General features: G+C 37.0%; 18 protein-coding genes. 14 read left to right on the top strand and 4 right to left on the bottom strand.

What is annotated here, in order from left to right; genetic code table 11:
• Positions 1–6: 6 nt before the first annotated feature.
• From FN756_RS09255 to FN756_RS09220, 8 genes are all read left to right on the top strand, one after another.
• Positions 7–1,428: an aldehyde dehydrogenase gene (locus tag FN756_RS09255; protein ID WP_142603593.1), complete on the top strand. Its 1,422-nt coding sequence runs from the start codon at positions 7–9 to the stop codon at positions 1,426–1,428.
• Between the two features lie 69 nt (positions 1,429–1,497).
• Positions 1,498–2,112 (top strand): HD domain-containing protein, encoded by a 615-nt coding sequence (locus tag FN756_RS09250; protein WP_142603591.1) that lies wholly within the window; start codon positions 1,498–1,500, stop codon positions 2,110–2,112.
• 9 nt (positions 2,113–2,121) lie between these two features.
• Complete coding sequence (trhA, locus tag FN756_RS09245) at positions 2,122–2,766, top strand: PAQR family membrane homeostasis protein TrhA (protein WP_142603589.1); 645 nt, start codon at positions 2,122–2,124, stop codon at positions 2,764–2,766.
• A 122-nt stretch (positions 2,767–2,888) separates the two neighbouring features.
• Positions 2,889–3,746, top strand: coding sequence for a transketolase (locus FN756_RS09240; protein WP_142603587.1), 858 nt, complete (start codon positions 2,889–2,891; stop codon positions 3,744–3,746).
• A gap of 49 nt (positions 3,747–3,795) precedes the next feature.
• Positions 3,796–4,749 (top strand): transketolase family protein, encoded by a 954-nt coding sequence (locus FN756_RS09235; RefSeq protein WP_142603586.1) that lies wholly within the window; start codon positions 3,796–3,798, stop codon positions 4,747–4,749.
• 74 nt (positions 4,750–4,823) lie between these two features.
• The gene (locus tag FN756_RS09230) at positions 4,824–5,384 is read left to right on the top strand and encodes an RNA polymerase sigma factor (RefSeq protein ID WP_142603584.1); all 561 of its coding nucleotides are present in this window, start codon (positions 4,824–4,826) and stop codon (positions 5,382–5,384) included.
• Between the two features lie 58 nt (positions 5,385–5,442).
• On the top strand, positions 5,443–6,258 hold the full coding sequence (locus FN756_RS09225) for a hypothetical protein (RefSeq protein ID WP_142603582.1): 816 nt from the start codon (positions 5,443–5,445) through the stop codon (positions 6,256–6,258).
• Positions 6,259–6,280: 22 nt separating this feature from the next.
• Positions 6,281–6,724 carry a hypothetical protein gene (locus tag FN756_RS09220; protein WP_142603580.1) on the top strand — a complete coding sequence of 148 codons (444 nt, stop codon included), beginning with the start codon at positions 6,281–6,283 and terminating at the stop codon, positions 6,722–6,724.
• Here FN756_RS09220 and FN756_RS09215 read toward each other — a convergent pair.
• Entirely contained in the window at positions 6,721–7,620 is a 900-nt protein-coding gene (locus FN756_RS09215) for a magnesium transporter CorA family protein (protein ID WP_185955239.1), read from the bottom strand. The genes FN756_RS09220 and FN756_RS09215 overlap by 4 nt on opposite strands.
• 99 nt (positions 7,621–7,719) lie before the next feature.
• Here FN756_RS09215 and FN756_RS09210 point away from each other — a divergent pair, with 99 nt between their 5' ends.
• From FN756_RS09210 to FN756_RS09195, 4 genes are all read left to right on the top strand, one after another.
• Positions 7,720–8,910 carry an aspartate aminotransferase family protein gene (locus FN756_RS09210; RefSeq protein WP_142603576.1) on the top strand — a complete coding sequence of 397 codons (1,191 nt, stop codon included), beginning with the start codon at positions 7,720–7,722 and terminating at the stop codon, positions 8,908–8,910.
• An 18-nt stretch (positions 8,911–8,928) separates the two neighbouring features.
• On the top strand, positions 8,929–9,606 hold the full coding sequence (locus FN756_RS09205) for a response regulator transcription factor (RefSeq protein ID WP_142603574.1): 678 nt from the start codon (positions 8,929–8,931) through the stop codon (positions 9,604–9,606).
• Positions 9,607–9,776: 170 nt separating this feature from the next.
• Positions 9,777–11,099, top strand: coding sequence for a sensor histidine kinase (locus tag FN756_RS09200; RefSeq protein ID WP_142603571.1), 1,323 nt, complete (start codon positions 9,777–9,779; stop codon positions 11,097–11,099).
• A gap of 95 nt (positions 11,100–11,194) precedes the next feature.
• Positions 11,195–11,482 carry a hypothetical protein gene (locus tag FN756_RS09195; RefSeq protein ID WP_142603570.1) on the top strand — a complete coding sequence of 96 codons (288 nt, stop codon included), beginning with the start codon at positions 11,195–11,197 and terminating at the stop codon, positions 11,480–11,482.
• Between the two features lie 60 nt (positions 11,483–11,542).
• Here FN756_RS09195 and FN756_RS09190 read toward each other — a convergent pair whose 3' ends face one another.
• The 3 genes from FN756_RS09190 to dnaE form a co-directional block, all read right to left on the bottom strand.
• On the bottom strand, positions 11,543–12,445 hold the full coding sequence (locus FN756_RS09190) for a DUF58 domain-containing protein (protein WP_142603568.1): 903 nt from the start codon (positions 12,443–12,445) through the stop codon (positions 11,543–11,545).
• Positions 12,446–12,577: 132 nt separating this feature from the next.
• The gene (gene trxA / locus FN756_RS09185; RefSeq protein ID WP_142603566.1) at positions 12,578–12,898 is read right to left on the bottom strand and encodes a thioredoxin; all 321 of its coding nucleotides are present in this window, start codon (positions 12,896–12,898) and stop codon (positions 12,578–12,580) included.
• A gap of 130 nt (positions 12,899–13,028) precedes the next feature.
• Positions 13,029–16,580, bottom strand: a complete 3,552-nt coding sequence (gene dnaE / locus FN756_RS09180) for a DNA polymerase III subunit alpha (RefSeq protein ID WP_142603564.1) — start codon at positions 16,578–16,580, stop codon at positions 13,029–13,031.
• A 346-nt stretch (positions 16,581–16,926) separates the two neighbouring features.
• Between dnaE and FN756_RS09175 the strand changes: the two genes are divergently transcribed.
• On the top strand, positions 16,927–18,273 hold the full coding sequence (locus FN756_RS09175) for a TolC family protein (RefSeq protein WP_142603562.1): 1,347 nt from the start codon (positions 16,927–16,929) through the stop codon (positions 18,271–18,273).
• 10 nt (positions 18,274–18,283) lie between these two features.
• Complete coding sequence (locus FN756_RS09170) at positions 18,284–19,426, top strand: efflux RND transporter periplasmic adaptor subunit (protein ID WP_142603560.1); 1,143 nt, start codon at positions 18,284–18,286, stop codon at positions 19,424–19,426.
• Positions 19,427–19,438: the final 12 nt, after the last annotated feature.

The raw sequence follows: 19,438 nt of genomic DNA, 5'->3' as shown, positions 1-19,438 counted from the left end.
CATAAAATGGAAAAAACTATAGAACCTACTGTAAATAATGTTAATTATGAAGAAGAACAACTGAGCAACATCTTCAATCATCAGCGCCAATTCTTCGACAGTAAAGCAACCTTCCCTTATGAATTCAGAATTAAACAACTCAAAAAATTAAAAGCGGCAATCCGATCATACGAGAAACAAATATTTGCAGCGCTGAAAGCTGATCTAAATAAACATGAATTTGAATCGTACGGAACAGAAGTTGGCATCGTTTACGAGGAGATTAACTATACAATCAAAAACCTTAAAAAATGGATGAAGCCTCAGTGGAAATATTCACCAATAGCTATGTTTCCATCTTCAAGTTATATCTATAAAGATCCACTAGGTTGTGTATTCATCGTAGCCCCATGGAACTACCCATTCCAATTATTGATTGCTCCTTTGGTTGGGGCAATTGCTGGCGGAAACTGTGCAATTTTAAAGCCTTCTGAATTTACTCCTGAAATTACTTATGTAATGAGAACGATCATTAAAGAAACTTTCGACGAAAATTACGTGGCTATTGTAGAAGGTGAAGGACAGACAACAGTTCCTTATCTTCTGAAAAAACATCGTTTTGATTTAGTTTTCTTTACTGGAAGTATACCTGTAGGTAAGAACATTGCAGAACTAGCTGCGCCCAAGTTAACTCCCGTTATTTTGGAGCTTGGAGGAAAAAGCCCTTGTATAGTAGATAAAGATGTGGATATGCATCACGCTGCTAAACGCATTGTTTGGGGTAAATTTACTAACGCCGGCCAAACCTGCGTCGCACCTGATTACCTTTTGGTTCACAATTCTCGGAAAGATGAATTCATTAGTCTTCTAAAAAAATACATTCTGGAGTTTTATGGAGAGGATGCTAAAAACAGTGATTTTGGTAGAATTATAAATGAAAAACGTTTTAATACGCTTGAATCCTATCTTTCAGATGGAAAAATAATTGCAGGTGGGCAAACTGATGCTGCTTCGAAATTTATTGCTCCTACCCTCTTAGACAGTCCTTCTTTGGATTCAGCAGTGATGAAAGATGAAATTTTTGGGCCTATATTACCTGTTTATGGGTACAACGAATATGAAGAAACTATCGAATTTATAAAACGCCATCCTTATCCTTTAGCGCTTTACCTGTTCACCAACAGCGATACTGTCAGAGAACGTTATTTGAAAGAAGTAACATTTGGAGGTGGTTGTATTAATAATACGCTTATGCATTTATGCAATCCCAAAATTCCCTTTGGAGGAGTCGGATACAGCGGCATGGGTAATTACCATGGCAAATACAGTTTTGATACCTTTACACATTCAAAAGCGGTAGTCAAATCAGGTACATGGTTTGATCCGGGATTACTGTATGCTCCTTTCAAGGAAAAAATTAAAATAGCCAGAATGTTTCTAAAGTATTAAATATTATGTGGGACGTCTTAAAATCAGACTTACCACTTCATTTTCTATCTTTGCGGACAAATTCACCTTATGCATCCATTAACACAAGAACTGGATATTCCTACTCGCTTAGCTCAACAAGTTAGCTTCATACTCGAAGTAGACAAACTCAAGCAAGTGATCCGGAGAAATTTCATTGCAGATGGCTCTCGTCGTGAAAACACCGCCGAACACAGTTGGCACATTATACTAATCTGTCTTACTTTTTCTGAATATGCCAATGATAAAAACATTGATTTATTAAAAGTGATTAAAATGCTCACATTGCATGATTTAGTAGAAATTTATGCCGGTGATGTATTCATTTTTGACGAAATAGCCAACATTGGAAAATTCGAAACTGAAACAAATTCGGCTGAACAATTATTTAGCATCCTTCCAAAGGATCAAAAGCAAAAGTTTCTTTCGCTATGGCTTGAGTTTGAAGAAGCAGCTACTCAGGATGCTATTTTTGCAAATACCATAGATCGAATGGCTCCTTTCTTGCTAAACTCTGTTAACAATGGCCAAAGTTGGACCGAAGCCGGAGTTAAAGTTGAGCAAGTGTTTAAAAAATTAAGTGTGATTGAAAAAGGCTCAGATGAATTATGGAAACTTTTTAATCAATTAGTAGTCCTCGCAAAAGAAAAGCAATTACTTCAATAGAAAACAAATATGGCAGTAAAGGCGCTTCAATACTACGATCCGAAACATGAATTCATGAATCGATTAACCCACGGCATCGGTATACCATTATCTATTGCGGGAGGAAGTTATTTAGTTTCTCTAGCCATTCAAAATCCAAGAACCAATTTATCGGCACTTATTGTCTACATGGTTTCTTTGTTGGCAATGTTTACTTCATCTACTTTGTATCACTCGGTTAGTAACCCTGATATAAAACATAAGATGCGCATCTTTGATCACATCAGCATCTTTGCACTCATTGGAGGAACCTATACTGCTATTATTACCTATTATCTTAAAAACAATATCGGCAATAACTTTTTGCTTACTATGTGGACTTTCATAGGCTTAGGTGCCTTACTAAAAATATTTTTTACTGGACGTTTTACGTTACTTTCAACGCTAATATATATTGCTGTTGGTGGTCTAGGTTTTTTTATTGCCAAACCATTATATCAAGTTCTGAATAAAGAGGTATTATTATGGGTAGGTATCGGAGCATTCTTATATGCATCAGGCGTAGTCTTTTACCGCACTAAAACCATCCCTTATCACCATAGCATTTGGCACTTATTTGTTTTGGGCGGAGCACTCTCCCACTTCATTGCAATAGCACTCATGCTTCAGTCTTAACATACTTCGTAACCTTCCCTTAATATTTGACAAAAACATTATAAAACGCAACTAAATTATTTAATTTTGCGCCTTTAAATAAAGTCTTCTAAATCTTCATTTTAACAATAAAAACACAAGAAATGCCTACTACAGAAAAGTTAAAGAAAATTGCTACTCAGGTACGAAGAGACATTGTACGTATGGTGCATGCCGTAAATTCAGGCCACCCAGGTGGTTCATTGGGCTGTACAGATTATCTTGTTGCTTTGTATTTTGAAGTAATGAAACACAATCCTGATTTTAGCATGGATGGTAAAAACGAAGATTTGTTCTTTTTATCGAACGGACATATCTCTCCGGTTTTTTATAGTGTTCTTGCCCGTTCAGGTTACTTTCCTGTAAAGGAACTTGCAACCTTCCGTAAACTAAACAGTCGTCTGCAAGGACACCCTACCACACATGAAGGACTTCCAGGTGTTCGTATGGCTTCCGGTTCTTTAGGTCAAGGGTTATCTGTTGCACTTGGCGCTGCTTTAACCAAAAAATTAAATGGTGACGATTCGCTTGTTTATAGCTTGCATGGTGACGGAGAGCTGCAAGAAGGTCAAATCTGGGAAGCTGCAATGTATGCTGCTCACAATAAAGTAGATAATATAATTTCTACAATTGATGTTAACGGACAGCAAATTGATGGTTCAACAGACCAAGTACTTTCCTTAGGAAACCTAAGAGCTAAATGGGAAGCATTTGGCTGGGAAGTATTAGATGCCTATGGAAATAATATAGATGAGATTGTAAAAACGTTACAATATGCTAAAACCCAAACCGGTAAAGGGAAACCTGTAGTGATTCTGATGAAAACCGAAATGGGTGCTGGCGTTGATTTCATGATGGGTTCACATAAATGGCACGGAGTTGCTCCTAATGATGAGCAATTAGCTACAGCATTAGCTCAATTAGAAGAAACTTCAGGTTACAATTATTTAGGAGATTACTAATAGCCTTTATTTGTAATCCTGTTTTTAAATCATTAATGAGAAAGAAATAATGAAAAAATACACATATACAGAGAAAAAAGATACGCGTTCAGGATTTGGTGCAGGTTTATTAGAAGCCGGACAGAAAAATCCTAATGTGGTTGCTTTATGTGCCGACCTAATCGGTTCATTGAAAATGGATGCGTTCAAAAAAGAATTCCCTGAACGTTTCTTCCAAGTAGGAATTGCAGAGGCTAACATGATTGGTCTTGCAGCAGGAATGACTATTGGAGGTAAAATCCCTTTCACTGGTACTTTTGCGAACTTCTCTACAGGTCGCGTTTACGATCAAATTCGTCAATCAGTAGCTTATTCTGACAAAAATGTGAAAATCTGCGCTTCACATGCCGGTTTAACGTTGGGTGAAGATGGTGCTACCCACCAAATTCTTGAAGATATCGGAATGATGAAAATGTTACCAGGAATGACGGTAATTAATCCTTGCGATTTTAATCAAACGAAAGCAGCAACCCTGGCCATTGCAGATCATCACGGACCAGTTTATTTGCGTTTTGGACGCCCTACAGTTCCAAACTTTACCCCGGCCGATCAAAAATTTGAAATCGGAAAAGCCGTAATGCTAAATGAAGGTAAAGATGTTACAATCATTGCTACAGGTCATTTAGTATGGCCGGCTATTGAAGCAGGTGAAATGCTTGCGGAAATGGGTATTGACGCTGAAATCATAAACATCCATACCATTAAACCTTTAGATGCTGAAGCTGTCTTAACATCTGTTGCTAAAACACGTTGTGTAGTTACTTGTGAAGAACACAACCGTTTAGGCGGTTTGGGTGACAGCGTGGCTCAATTATTGTCGCAACAAATGCCTACCGCACAAGAATTCGTAGCAGTAAATGATTCATTTGGAGAAAGTGGCACTCCAGATCAGCTTATGGCTAAATATGGTCTGAACAAAGAAAGTATTGTTACTGCAGTACAAAAAGTACTTGCAAGAAAATAATTAGTTGTGCAGATTTGGGAATCAAGAAGTGTTATTAAATCAATACATTTCGAAACTACAAACCCAATTAATGCGTGAAAGAAGCACTAACAAATGATAAAGAATTATTAGCCAGGTTTCGGGATGAATCATCTCGAAATCTGGCTTTTAATGAAATAATACAAAAATACCAGAAACGGATCTATTGGCACATTCGACGTATAGTAATTGACCATGATGATGCAGATGATATCGTTCAGGAGGTTTTCATTAAAGTTTGGAAAAATCTGATTAATTTTCGTGAAGACGCCCAACTGTACACCTGGATCTACCGAATCGCAACAAATGAATGCATTACCTTTTTAAATCGAAAAAAAATAAAAGCTACTGATTCATTTGATGATCATGCGGAATACCTTTCTGATAAATTAACAGAAAATATTTATGTAGATGGAAATGAGATTCAGATAAAATTACAAAAAGCAATACTTACTCTGCCTGAAAAACAGCGTATTGTTTTTAATATGAAATATTTCGACGAGTTGAAATATGAAGAGATGTCAGAAATACTCGAAACAAGTGTAGGCGGTTTAAAAGCGTCTTATCATCTGGCTGTTAAAAAAATCGAGAAGTATTTCTATGAAAATGCAGGTTAAATCTCTAAATATTAATCCGCATTAAACCTTTACATAAAAAAATACTCTAATCTTAATAATGAATAACGATAAAGGACATATTGATCTAAATGACCAGGCATTCAAAGCTGAAGCAGGATCTCCTTTTACTGTTCCAACCGGGTATTTTAATTCGCTTTATTCACGCATCATTTTAAGACTTGATCCGGAACAACCATCTGATGATTCTGAATTGAATAGTTTGGAATTCTTTAATGAAAAAACATTTACTGCTCCTACTGATTATTTTGACTCGCTAGCTGACCGCATTCAGGCCCGTATTAATATCGAAGAAAAAGAAACCACTCTTAATATTCCAGGACTAGTTAAAGAAAATCCGTTTAAAGTACCTGATGGTTATTTTAAATCGTTTGAAGAACGTGTTCAAAACAAGCTATTAGGTAATGATGAAGAACGGGAACTGGCCATCACAGGTCTTTCCAAAGATCTTCCATTTACTGTTCCTGGGGAATATTTCGATCAGCTTGGCTATCGGATCGAGGAAAAATTAGGACCTGAATTAGCTAAATCTGAATTTAAAATAGCGACTAAATTATTCATACGTCGTTTTTACAAAGTAGCTGCAGCGGCGATTGTTGTAGGCTTTATTTCATGGCTGAGTATTCAGGAATACAATGGTCAACAATTTGAAAATACAAAAACCAAATCAAATACGGTTGTACAAATTGGCAATAAAAATTTCGACGTGAGTTATTTCGAAGAAGAAATGCTGGTAGATGAATTATTGAAAAAAACTGTTTCTATCAACGGAGCCCAAGATAAATTGAAAGCAAATTCACTCGAAAATTATATTATAAACAATGTTGATGAGGACCTGCTTTTACAAGAACTTTAAAGCAGCCAATTATAGAAATACAATGAAACAACTTTCCAGATTACTTCTTTTATTATTACTGACTGTACCATCATACGCTTTTTCACAGAACCTTGCACAACGCAAAGCGGATATTGACGCCTTAAAAATATCGATAATCACCACCAAAGCTGAATTAACACCGGATGAAGGAAAGGCATTCTGGCCGGTTTATAATGAATACGAAGCAGAAAAAAACAGTATTAAACGCGAACGCAGACAGAAAGCACAGGAGGCCAGGGCAAATATTGATAATTTATCGGATAAGGACATAGACGACTTATTGCAAAATGATTTCATGCTCCGTCAACGTGAACTGGATATCGATAAGAAATACTTTGAAAAATTCAAGAAAGTGTTGCCATTGAAAAAAGTGGCAAAAGTATATGCAGCCGAAGATCAATTTAAACGTGAACTGTTAAAGCGTTTACGCGACCAAGGGGATTAAAGCCATTTCCTCCTTTTAAACCAAAGGAATACAACAATCGTAACAATAACCATTACTAACCAGGTTAGGTAATAGCCATTTTTAACCTCTAACTCCGGCATGTACTTAAAGTTCATGCCATATACCCCGACAATAAAAGTTAGCGGCATAAAAAAAACCGAGAAAATGGTGAGGACTCGCATCACTTCATTGGTTTTCTGTGAAGCTACTGAAAGATAAATAGCGGTAAGGTTATTAATCGAATCCATGATCTCGTCATAAACTATGTCCATTTGTACATAGCTATCCTTTAAATCTTGCATATAAGGACCTTTTACGTGCTCTGATAGTTTGTAAATAATCTCGCGCGTTAAGGTGATCATTTTTTTACTAACGGAAGCCTTGCGCTTTAACATGTAAAGTGTCTTTAAAAGATCAGGCAATCGTGTTTTTAAAAAAATCTTCTCCTCATAAAAATCCACTAAATCTTCAATTTTATCGGCAGGTGGCTGATAGGTATGTAATGAATAATCAATTACCTTAGTTAGTAACTGTAAGCTATTAATTGGTTTTTTATAAAAACTTACTTTTTTGTGTATTTCATCAAGAAAAGGTTGATGCGTGCGGTGAATCGTTACAAAAAAGTCATTAGAACAAAAAATAGCAATTTTTCTTGTTAAGCCCTGAATATTATCGGCATTCGGCTTTGCATTTTCATCATAAACACGCAAAATCACAAACACTACATTATCTATTTCCTCATATTTCGGCAGATGTTCAGGCTCCAAACAATCTTCAACAGATTTAGTGTGCAACGAGTACTTTTCAGCAATCTCAAGTAATTCTTGTGTTGTTGGATTGACCACATCTATCCATTCGAATGAATGAATTTGCTTATCTTGAAGTTTTGCTATCATCTTACCAAGATAACAAATGTGTGAAAGAGCACAAATGCATCGTTGCAGAAACATGTACAAACATGTACGTACTGAGCTAAAAAAAGCGAAATTTGCCCAATGATCCCATTACGTCAACTATTTTTACAGCATAACGCGCAAACTACTGATTTCCCCTTGATGCTTGAATTCGTTCGCGCCTCAGGTATTTACTTATATGATAAAAACAACAAAGCACATATCGATCTTATTTCAGGCATTGGAGTAAGCAATATAGGGCATTGTCATCCCAAAGTAGTACAGGCCATAAAAGACCAAGCCGAAACCTATATGCATCAAATGGTATATGGTGAATACTTACAGGCACCACAAATTAAATTTGCCCAACGTTTAACCGAATTTCTTCCCGAAAATTTACAATCCGTCTATTTTGTAAACTCCGGAGCGGAAGCTACAGAAGGAGCCTTAAAACTAGCCAAACGTTATACTGGAAGAACAGAAATCATTGCCTGTCGTAATTCTTATCATGGTAGTACACAAGGGGCATTGAGTGTAATGGGAAATGAAGAATACAAGTTTGCTTTTCGCCCCCTGCTACCCGATGTAAAATTTATTCATTTTAACAATGAAAAAGATCTTGAACAAATTACAGAACGGACCGCATGTGTAATAATTGAAACCATACAAGGAGAAGCAGGCGTCAGAATACCGTATGAGCAATATTTAAAGGCCTTACGAAAACGCTGCTCTGAAACCGGAACCTTGCTCATACTTGATGAGATACAAACAGGTTTGGGGCGTACCGGAAAATTATTTGCTTTCGAACATTTCAACATTGTGCCTGATATTTTGCTTCTTGCTAAAGCGTTGGGAGCAGGTATGCCTATCGGTGCATTCATTTCGTCAAATGAAATTATGGCTGTATTGAAAAGTGAGCCAATACTTGGTCATATCACAACTTTTGGCGGACACCCGGTAAGTTGCGCCGCCGGATTGGCCGGATTTGAAGTTCTTTTAGAAGAAAACTTAATCAATCAGGTTGAACAAAAGCACAACCTATTTAAAAAACTATTGGTACATCCGGCTATAAAGGAATTTAGAGGTAAAGGATTCATGTTTACAATTGAGTTCGACAGTTTTGAAACCAATAAAAAAATTATTGACAGGTGTATTGAAAAAGGAATAATCAGCGACTGGTTCTTACATTGCACTAATTCAATGCGACTAGCTCCTCCCCTTATTATTACTGCTGAACAAATTGAATACGCATGTAAAATAATACAGGAAAGCATTGAAGAAATATCTGCTTAAAATCTAATTATAGAATCTATGAATGTTTTAATTATAGAAGACAAATACAGCCTTTCTGATGAGCTTGCAACATTTCTAAAACAACAAAGTTTCCTATGTGATTTGGCTTATAATAGTAAAGAGGCTACAGAGAAAATATTTGTCAATAATTATGATTTTATTCTGTTGGATCTTGGATTACCTGATGGTGATGGCTTGGATATATTGAAAGCATTTAAAAGTATTCCTAATCGTGACGATTCTGTAATTGTTTTGACCGCTCGTGGTTCAACGGAAGATAAAATTACTGGATTGGATCTGGGTGCTGATGATTACCTGGCTAAACCTTTTTCATTGGCAGAGTTAATGTCAAGAATGCATGCCATCCTGCGCCGAAAACATCGTTTACCAAGTAACGAGATCAATCTTCATGGATTTATTATTGATATACAAAATCGATTGGTTCACTTTAACAATCAAGAAATTAAGCTTACCAAAAAAGAGTTCGACATTCTTAATTATTTGGTATTGAATAAAAACCGTGTAATTTCAAGAATGCAACTGACCGAACATATTTGGGGTGATGTTTTGGAAATTAATAGTGATTCAAACTTTGTGGATGTACACGTAAAAAATTTACGAAAAAAATTACAAGCGCACAGTCAGATCGATTGGTTTGAAACCGTAAGAAGTATTGGCTATAAAATAATTCAATAAGGTTAAAGATTTGAGGATTTATGGTCGCTGTTAATAGTCCGGAGTCGCCAGTATAGTTGAAGTATCTTTTATTGTATTAAACCCAAAACACAGATTACAACAATATCAGGCTTCGATTGGTCTTGAATCTTGTATCTTAATTCTTTCGTCCTAGTATAAAGTAATACCCAATGCGTCTTCAAAGCAAATTCGCCTACTACAATATTTTCACAAAGATAGCAGTAATTCTTTCGATTGCTTTGTTCTTTGAGCTATCAGTTGAACGTGTTATTTATAATCATCTTGATACCCGTATCACTCAAAAGAAAGATAAGTTTATTAAAGATTTATCCAGAGATGAAATAAAAGAATACCTTCATGAGCAGGATACAGATTTTGCCAGCTACGATGTACTCAAAGAAGAATACATAATACTTAAACCCATTTCACCGGAATTAAGTAAACAAATGGGGCAAAATTTCACCAATGAAACAAGGTTGATTGAAGATGAAAAGGCGACGTTCCGAATTTTAACCTATCCATTTGTTTTTGACAAGCAACATTATCAATTAGAAATAGGTGAAAGTTTATCAAGTATTAAGCAATTAAAAACATCACTGCGAAACTTCACTGCTCTTATTCTCCTCATTACGATTCTTCTTACTTTTTTATCCGACATTTTATTTACGGGTTGGTTACTGCAACCATTGAAAAAAATTATTAATGCCCGTTTAAAGGATGTGAACGATCCGATACATTTCAACTTTACTGATATACCAAGCACAACAACTGACTTTATTCAGTTAGATCAAAGTTTGGTTCAGATGCAGTATCGTATAAAACATACATTTTTAGCACAAAAAGAGTTCAATGCCAATGTATCGCATGAGTTACTTACTCCTATTTCCATTTTAAGTAATCGCTTTGAAAATATTCTTAATGAACCTGGAATAAGTGATGAATTGCAAAATAAAATCTATGCATCTATAAAAACCCTTAATGGCTTAAAAAAAATAATTAACAGCTTATTGCTGATTTCGAAAGTTGAGAACGATCAGTTTGTAACTGATGAAACAGTGAATTTGCATGATTTAATTAAAGAAGTTATTGAAGAAGTGGAATATCGTTTAGAGGAAAAATCAATTTCGGTAAACGTTCAAATTGAACAGGAGATCCGATATAAATGCAATCACACCTTATTACACACCTTATTTTTCAATATTATTAATAATGCCATTAAGTATAATAAACGCAAAGGTTTTATACACATTACAGATCAGTTGCAAAATGGATTTTATCAGCTTACTATTGAAGACACGGGTCAGGGAATTGACAAAGAAAAACTGGCTTTAATTTTCAATCGATTTGAAAAGCTGGATTCTGTTCATGAAGAAAGCTTTGGTTTGGGACTTGCCATTGTACGCAGTATCGCGCAATTTCATAACATCAAACTTAATATTCAATCAGAAGTAGGTAAAGGCACCCGGTTTTTGGTTTTAATCCCTCTTTCTTAAAGTATTTCTCTTTCTTCATCTTTTCTTCATATAAAGATTGGAAGTTTAGTATTTGAAACATTTCCAATTTATTAATCCTAAAAATTAAAGAAATCATGAAAAAAGTATTCTCAGTTGCTGCTTTAGTAGCATTTTCAGTAAGTGTATTTGCTCAAAGCGCTCCAAAAAAAGAAGTAAAAGCTACGGAAACAAAAACTACCGCTGCACCTGTTCCTGATAAAAAAGAAGCGGCTAAAGCTAGTACTGCTATGACGGCAAAACCTGCCGGTAAAACTGAAGTTAAAACAACTACAGCTAAAGCTGACACTAAAACCACTACTGCTAAAGCTGACCCTAAAAAAGCTGAAACAAAACCAGCAACTCCAAGCAAAAAAGCCAACTAAGTCACTAAAAAGAGAAGAGATAAACCAAAAAAGAAACCTCTATACGGTTTCTTTTTTGGTTTATCCCATTTTATTACGCTTCACTAAATACGCTTTTAATATCGGATAAAAACCTGCATTGATATCAGCATCAATAAAATCAATATTATACTGACCGCATTTTAAGATGAGATCGTGCATGAAAGTGGCCATCGATTGCAAATACGTTTCTCTCACCTCATTCGGATGTACTTTTACTTCCTCTCCTGATTCAATATCCACAAATAAATAAGGACGATTATTAAAACGGAACTCTTGCTCGTGACGTTTGTCGGTAACATTGAACAAAATCACCTCATGCTTATTGTGTTTTAAATGCTGTAATGCCGAAAACACTTCTTCATAGTTCTGCGAGCTTTCCAGCATATCACTAAAAATCACCACCATAGAACGTTTATGAATATTTTCAGCGATTTCGTGTAAAGAGTCGGCAATTGAACTTGTTTTCTGTTTGGGTTTATTAAGTAACAGCCGATCCAATTCAAAATACAAAAAGCGCTGGTGTGCTGTAGTTGATTTAGCTTGTGTATTCAGCTCAACTTTATCTGAAAATGCACTGACTCCAAAAGCATCGCGCTGCCGTTTAAGCAGGTTAATTAAGGACGCTGCTGCATACACTGAAAACCGCAACTTATTATTCTTTTCATCCGGATAGTACATGGATGAAGAAGTATCTATCACTAATTGACATCGAAGATTTGTTTCTTCTTCATAACGCTTGGTAAACAATTTATCAGTACGCCCATACAATTTCCAATCGATATTTTTTACCGATTCACCTGTATTGTATAATCGGTGTTCGGCAAACTCCACCGAAAAACCATGAAACGGGCTTTTATGTAAACCGGTGATAAATCCTTCCACCACCTGATTGGCCAATAAATCCAGGGAGAGTTGATGGAGTTCTTCGTTATTTTCTAGCATTTAAAATCTAAGATTAGCGGCGTTTAACAAATTTAAACGATCAGGATTTTAATTTATAAACAAAAAGGTTAAAAACCCGAAGATTTTTAACCTTTTCAAAATCCGGACTAACCGGAAATATTTAATAACCGCTTAGGCCATTTGAGCTTCTAGCTTATTTGCTAAAACTGATTTTGGAGCTGCACCAATTTGCTTGTCCACAATTTCACCATTTTTGAAGAATAACAAAGCAGGAATGTTACGAATACCAAATTTCATTGATACTTCAGGATTGCTGTCAACATCAACTTTGCCAATAACAGCTTTGCCATCATATTCTCTTGCTAGTTCTTCAACAACAGGACCTACCATACGGCAAGGACCACACCATTCAGCCCAAAAATCAACTAAAACAGGTTTATCTGATTTCAATACAACTTCTTCGAAGTTTGCGTCAGTAATTACTAAAGCCATAATATTTTTTTTACGTGCAAATATAACAGAGTTTGTCAATAATTGTTCCAAGCCTTTTTAAATGTCAAGAAGGCAGAAAACGAGTTATCGAATGAGAGAATAAGACAGGAAACTCTCTCCTTCTTTAACTTTAATTCAAACTAAAATTCACATTCTTAAACTGATCTATTGAATTTAAAAACTCATTATTGGGATCAATTTTAACAGATTTTGATGGAAGCTCAACGATGATACGTTCAATTGTATCAATCACATTAAGCTTTAGCTTACAGTTTCCCGGATGTTTTTTACAAAGACCTTCCAGGTTATCGATAAATTCCAACGTGAGTTCAGTTAAAGGGAATGACAATGTGACATTCTTCGCCATTTTCTCACGTATTTCTGAAAGCAACTGAATACTCTCCACTTTAAACTCGAGGTTATCAGCCTGTCCAAAGCGAGGTTTAAATGATCCCCGAACAAACACCAGTAAGCCCGTTTGAAAGAAATGCTTGTTCTTCAAGTAATCTTCCGAGAACATTAACATACGATGGCTGCCCGAATAATCTTCGAAGGTAAATCCACCAAAAGGTTTTCCATTTTTGGTTAAACGTTCTTCTGCTGCAGTGATAATACCAGCCACTACCAAAGTACCCGGTTTTGGGGTTGCCAATTCAGTAATTTGAGCATTGCAGAAATTATTGATTTCCAATTTGTAGTCATCAAGCGGGTGACCGGAAATGTACATTCCTACCACATCTTTCTCAAAACTTAACTTCTGCAGCAATGTCCACTCTTCCGAATCAGGCATGGGCGGCTCAGCAATGTGGGCGTCAACGGTACCGCCAAACAATGAATTTTGAGCACTATTACTATTAGCAGAAAAATCGTTACCGTATTTAACCAAACGCTCAATACCGTTTAAACGGTCACTTATATTCAATCCGAAATATTGCGCACGATGATATTCTTCAAAACAATCAAAGGCACCTGAATACACCAAATTTTCCCATGATTTTTTGTTTACCGCACGCAGATTTACGCGTTTGGCAAAATCATAAATTGTGGTATACGGACCATTCTCTTTTCGTTCAGTAACCAAACTTTCAATTGCAGCTTCTCCCAACCCCTTCACACCCGAAAGTCCGAAACGGATTTGGCCTTTTTTATTTGCCGTAAAGTGCAAGCTGCTTTCATTCACATCAGGACCAAGCACCGGCACTCCGATACGTTTACACTCTTCCATAAAGAACGTAATTTTATCGATTTGCCCTTTAGTGTGCGTTAATACCGAAGCCATGTATTCAGCCGGATAATGCGACTTGAGGTAAGCCGTTTGGTAAGCTACAAAGGCATAACAGGTAGAATGCGATTTATTAAAAGCGTAAGAGGCGAATGCTTCCCAGTCGGTCCATACTTTTTCCAGTACTTTGGCATCGTGACCTTTCAGTTTCGCATTTTCAATAAATTGAGGCTTAAGTTTATCCAGTGTTTTCCTATCCTTTTTACCCATGGCCTTACGCAAAACGTCGGCATCACCTTTGGTAAATCCTGCCAGTTTTTGTGACAAAAGCATTACCTGCTCCTGGTACACGGTAATACCATAGGTATCATTCAGGTATTCTTCCATGTCGGCAAGGTCATACTCTACCTCCTTACGGCCATGTTTACGATCGATAAACTCAGGGATATACTCAATAGGCCCCGGACGATACAGGGCGTTCATGGCGATCAAATCTTCGAATTTATCAGGCACCAGATCTTTCAAGTACTTCTGCATGCCCGGACTCTCAAACTGGAACGTACCGTTTGTTTCACCTTTTTGATACAGTTCAAATGCCTTTTGATCATCTAATGGAATATAATCGATATCGATTTCGACCCCATGATTTTCCTTGATCATTTTCAGCGCATCGCGAATGATGGTTAGGGTCTTTAAACCCAAAAAATCCATCTTAATTACGCCTGCATCTTCAATTACTTTTCCTTCATATTGGGTTACCAACAGATCAGAATCTTTGGCTACCGCAACCGGAACAATATTGGTTAAATCTTCAGGGGCGATAATAATACCAGCCGCATGAATACCTGTTCCACGAATTGAACCTTCAAGAATAAGGGCTTCTTTTAAAACAGCGGCGCGTAAATCTTTACCCTCCCGTATTACCCGAAGTTGTCGTACATTCTCAATATCCTCAGGACCAAGTCCTTCTTTATCTTTCAATGACTTATCGCCATCAATCGGGGCATTCATCACCCGATCGAGCGAGATACCCGGTTTATCAGGTACCAGTTTAGCCATGGCGTTTGAATCCGGCAATGGCAAATCCAGCGCCCGAGCCACGTCCTTGATACTCATTTTGGCAGCCATCGAACCATAGGTAATGATTTGCGCTACCTGATTTTTACCGTATTTATCTACTACGTAATCAATTACTCGTTGACGGCCTTCATCGTCGAAGTCCGTATCAATATCGGGCATTGACTTACGATCTGGATTCAGGAAACGCTCAAAAAGGAGGTTGTACTTAATCGGGTCGATATTGGTAATACCGGTACAATAAGCTACTGCCGAACCTGCCGCCGAACCACGACCCGGACCAATGAATACACCCATATCGCGCCCGGCCTTTATAAAATCGGAAACGATAAGGAAGTAACCCGCAAAACCCATTGTGCGGATGGTGTGCAATTCAAAATTGATCCTCTCTTTCTTATCGTCATCCAGCGTATCGCCATAGCGTTCTTTTGCTCCTTCCCAAGTGATGTGTTCCAGGTATTGCATTTGGTCAAGGAAACCCGGTGGAATCGGGAAGTTCGGAAGTAAGATATCTTGCTTTAACTTCAAGTGATCTATCTTATCAACAATATCATTGGTATTATCGATTGCTTCAGGAAGATCACGGAACAGGTGGTTCATTTCCGCCTGTGTTTTGAAATAGAACTGATCATTCGGAAAGCCGAAACGATAGCCCTTACCGCCTTCTTCATCGGTAGCAATTGGAGTAGCCTGAATATCACCCGTATTGATACAAAGTAAAATATCGTGTGCATTCGAATCTTCCTGATCAACGTAATGTGAATCATTCGAAGCGATAACTTTTACGTTGTATTTTTTAGCAAAGCGAAGCAATACTTCATTCACTTTCTCCTGTTCAGGCAGATTATGTCGTTGTAATTCGATGTAATAATCTTCCCCAAAAACATCCAGCCACCATTTGAATTCTTTCTCTGCTTCTTCTTCGCCAAGATTCAAAATAGCTTGCGGAACCGAAGCTCCTATACAGCAGGTGGTCGCAATTAAGTCTTCGTGATATTTTAAGATCAGCTCCTTATCGATACGCGGCCATTTACTGTACAAGCCCTCCATAAAACCATACGAACATAGTTTTACAAGATTTTTGTAGCCGTTTGCATTTTTTGCCAGAAAAAGCTGATGATAACGCTTGTCTTTTTTCTCCTTGGTAAACTTTTTTTCATGGCGATCGTTCACCACATAAAACTCACAGCCCACAATTGGCTTAACGTTATGCTTTGCAGCTTCGGCCACGAACTTGAACACACCAAACATGTTACCATGGTCGGTAATCGCAAGGGCTTTCATGCCATCGGCTGAGGCTTTTTTAAACAGCTTGGAAATATCAGCCGCACCGTCAAGCAGTGAAAATTGGGTATGTACGTGTAAGTGACTAAAATCGGGCATTTCTTTTCAATGAATGAGTAAGCGAGTGATTGAATGTTAGAAGGTTAACTCCAGTCTTTTACAATCACACTAAGCCTTCAAAGTTAAAGAAAAGAGGGAGTTATTAGAGAAGTGTTGAAAAGTGAATCAAGATGATACTTAGAGAAGGTGTTGACTATTCAAATTATTTACTTTTTGATTTTATATACAACAGTTTGAGGATTTTGAAGAACAACCTGCTTAAAGCAAAAATCTTACTTGACTATTCGAAAAATCTTTCCATAATTTTTCCGTAAATTAATACGATACAAGTATTTACAAAAATACACAACCATCATCTTAAGAACTAATCTCACTTTTTACACCTATGAAAAAAAGGGTAACGATTATTCTTCTTTGCTTTTTGAAAGTTTTTTATTCCAGTGCATTTCCACTTCAAAAAGAGGATAGTGTATTGCACAATGCTACTTTAAAGGCCTGCATCGAATACGCTCTTAAACATGAGCCAAGCGTTAATCAAGCCCAGATAGATGAAGAAATAGCCGAAACGACCATTAAGAGCAAACTGGCCGACTGGTTCCCTCAAATAAACGTGAACTATACTCAACAACGTTACTTATTGCAACCTACAGCTATCTTCCCTGATTTCAACAATCCTGCTTTGGGTAAAATTGAAGTAAAAACAGGAACCCAAAATCTTGGAACCTTGCACTTATCACTCGACCAAACCATTTTTAACAGGGATGTATTACTAGCTGCCCGAACAGCAAAAGATGTAAGATCTCTGGTTCAAAAATCAACTACTAATAGTAAAATAAATGTGGCGGCGTACGTCAGTAAGGCTTACTATGATGTATTGCTCACAGAACAGCAAATCAAAGTGTTTAGTGAGATTATCACACGACTGGAAAAAAGTTTAAAAGATGCTTTTTACCAATATAAAAGTGGAATCACCGATAATATAGACTACAAACGCGCCACAATTGCCCTTAATAATTCCAAAGCAGATAAAAAAAACAGCATTGAACTGCTCGATGCAAAATATACCTATTTGAAACAACTGATGGGCTATTCTGCCAACGCGCCACTTAACTTGTCGTACGATACTACACAAATGGAAAATGAGGCCTATATTGATACACTGCTAAAAGTTAATTACGAGAAGCGGATTGAATACCAACAGCTTCAAGATCAAAATCGCTTACTCAATGCAGAGCTCAAATACAACAAATGGGCTTACCTTCCCTCTTTATCATTCTTTGCCGACTACAATCTTGTTTACCAAAACGATAGTTTCCAAGATCTGTATAGTCGTTACTTTCCAAATACATTGATTGGTTTAAGTTTTGATTTACCCATTTTCCAAGGGGGTAAAAGAGCTCAGGAAATCAAACAAGCCAAATGGCAGATTAAGCGTAATGAATGGGATATAATCAACCTGAAAAACAGCATTAACAGTCAGTATTCACAAGCACTGGCTGCTTACAAAGGCAATCTTAATTACTTTCTGGCTCTGAAACAAAATCTTGAATTAGCACAGGATGTTTACAATACCGTTCAACTGCAATACCGTGCTGGCGTAAAAACCTATTTAGAAGTAATCGTTTCTGAAACCGACCTTCGAACAGCCAAGATCAATTATTATAATTCTTTATATCAATTACTTGCAAGTAAAACAGATGTAGAAAAAGCATTAGGAATTCTGGAGTATTAATGACTTGGATATGAAAAAATCATCCCATTTGATATTATTTTCTGAAATATGTTGCCTGCTGTATTCCTGCGGAAATAAACAAAACAACAATCAACAAGCTGCTCCTCCACCAGTGCCAGTATCGGTTTATCAAGTGGAGACAAGCAATGCTAAATATCATGATGAATATCCGGCTACGGTGGTTGCAATAAACCAGGTAGAACTTAGACCACAAGTAAATGGATATGTAACAGGCATATTTTTTAAAGAAGGGAGTAAGATTATCAAAGGACAAAAACTGTATACCATTGACCAACAACAGTACCAAGCCAATTACCAAGCTGCTGTAGCCAATCTGGGAGTACAAGAAACCAATTTAATAAAAGCCCAAAAGGATGCAGAACGTTATCGTGAACTGGACAAACATAATGCTATTGCAAAGCAACAAGTTGATTATGCCAATGCGGCATTAGAGGCGGCTCAAAAGCAAGTGGAAGCAGCAAAGGCAAACGTGAGAAGTGTCCAAACCGGGGTACGGTATGCTACTATTTATGCTCCTTTCAATGGCACCATTGGCATTTCGCAGGTTAAACTGGGAACAGCCGTTAATGCAGGACAAACATTATTGAACACGGTCTCATCTGATGATCCTATAGCAGTAGATATTACTGTAGATCAAAGCAATATTCATCAATTTACTTCCCTTCTGAAAAATATAACCAGCAGCTCTGACTCAACTTTCACCATCTCTTTTTCTGATAAAGACATTTACCCCTACCCGGGAAAGATGGATTTCATTGATCGAGCTGTGAATGCTCAAACGGGTACCATCAAACTTCGCTTGCTCTTCCCCAATAAAGAGCATCAACTCATACCAGGGATGAGCTGTACTGCCCGAATACTAAACGATGCTCAAAATCAAATCATCATACCCTTTAAAGCCATAACCGAACAGCTTGGAGAGTATTTTATATTTCTTGTAGAAGGAGGAAACAAGGTAACGCAACGAAAAATTAAACTGGGCCCCCGAATAGGTTTAAATGCAATTGTAATGGAAGGGCTTAAGCAAGGCGATGTAATTGTTACCGAGGGAGTACAGAAATTGAGAGAAGGAAGTGCTGTTAATACCATAAAACCTGAAAAAAACGAGGAGAAAAGCAATAAGCAATACTGATTACAATCATAA

Source organism: Solitalea koreensis (genome assembly GCF_900182575.1).
Taxonomy (GTDB): domain Bacteria; phylum Bacteroidota; class Bacteroidia; order Sphingobacteriales; family Sphingobacteriaceae; genus Solitalea; species Solitalea koreensis.
This window is presented reverse-complemented; position numbering and strand designations above follow the sequence as displayed.

Excerpts from the sequence above, each read along its gene's own strand:
- FN756_RS09175 (WP_142603562.1), top strand. The coding sequence starts at position 16,927 with ATGAAAAAAAGGGTAACGATTATTCTTCTTTGCTTTTTGAAAGTTTTT.
- FN756_RS09250 (WP_142603591.1), top strand. The coding sequence starts at position 1,498 with ATGCATCCATTAACACAAGAACTGGATATTCCTACTCGCTTAGCTCAA.
- FN756_RS09235 (WP_142603586.1), top strand. The coding sequence starts at position 3,796 with ATGAAAAAATACACATATACAGAGAAAAAAGATACGCGTTCAGGATTT.
- FN756_RS09240 (WP_142603587.1), top strand. The coding sequence starts at position 2,889 with ATGCCTACTACAGAAAAGTTAAAGAAAATTGCTACTCAGGTACGAAGA.
- FN756_RS09205 (WP_142603574.1), top strand. The coding sequence starts at position 8,929 with ATGAATGTTTTAATTATAGAAGACAAATACAGCCTTTCTGATGAGCTT.
- FN756_RS09215 (WP_185955239.1), bottom strand. The coding sequence starts at position 7,620 with ATGATAGCAAAACTTCAAGATAAGCAAATTCATTCATTCGAATGGATA.
- FN756_RS09195 (WP_142603570.1), top strand. The coding sequence starts at position 11,195 with ATGAAAAAAGTATTCTCAGTTGCTGCTTTAGTAGCATTTTCAGTAAGT.
- FN756_RS09210 (WP_142603576.1), top strand. The coding sequence starts at position 7,720 with ATGATCCCATTACGTCAACTATTTTTACAGCATAACGCGCAAACTACT.
- trxA (WP_142603566.1), bottom strand. The coding sequence starts at position 12,898 with ATGGCTTTAGTAATTACTGACGCAAACTTCGAAGAAGTTGTATTGAAA.
- trhA (WP_142603589.1), top strand. The coding sequence starts at position 2,122 with ATGGCAGTAAAGGCGCTTCAATACTACGATCCGAAACATGAATTCATG.
- FN756_RS09225 (WP_142603582.1), top strand. The coding sequence starts at position 5,443 with ATGAATAACGATAAAGGACATATTGATCTAAATGACCAGGCATTCAAA.
- FN756_RS09170 (WP_142603560.1), top strand. The coding sequence starts at position 18,284 with ATGAAAAAATCATCCCATTTGATATTATTTTCTGAAATATGTTGCCTG.
- FN756_RS09190 (WP_142603568.1), bottom strand. The coding sequence starts at position 12,445 with ATGCTAGAAAATAACGAAGAACTCCATCAACTCTCCCTGGATTTATTG.
- FN756_RS09255 (WP_142603593.1), top strand. The coding sequence starts at position 7 with ATGGAAAAAACTATAGAACCTACTGTAAATAATGTTAATTATGAAGAA.
- FN756_RS09220 (WP_142603580.1), top strand. The coding sequence starts at position 6,281 with ATGAAACAACTTTCCAGATTACTTCTTTTATTATTACTGACTGTACCA.
- FN756_RS09200 (WP_142603571.1), top strand. The coding sequence starts at position 9,777 with ATGCGTCTTCAAAGCAAATTCGCCTACTACAATATTTTCACAAAGATA.
- dnaE (WP_142603564.1), bottom strand. The coding sequence starts at position 16,580 with ATGCCCGATTTTAGTCACTTACACGTACATACCCAATTTTCACTGCTT.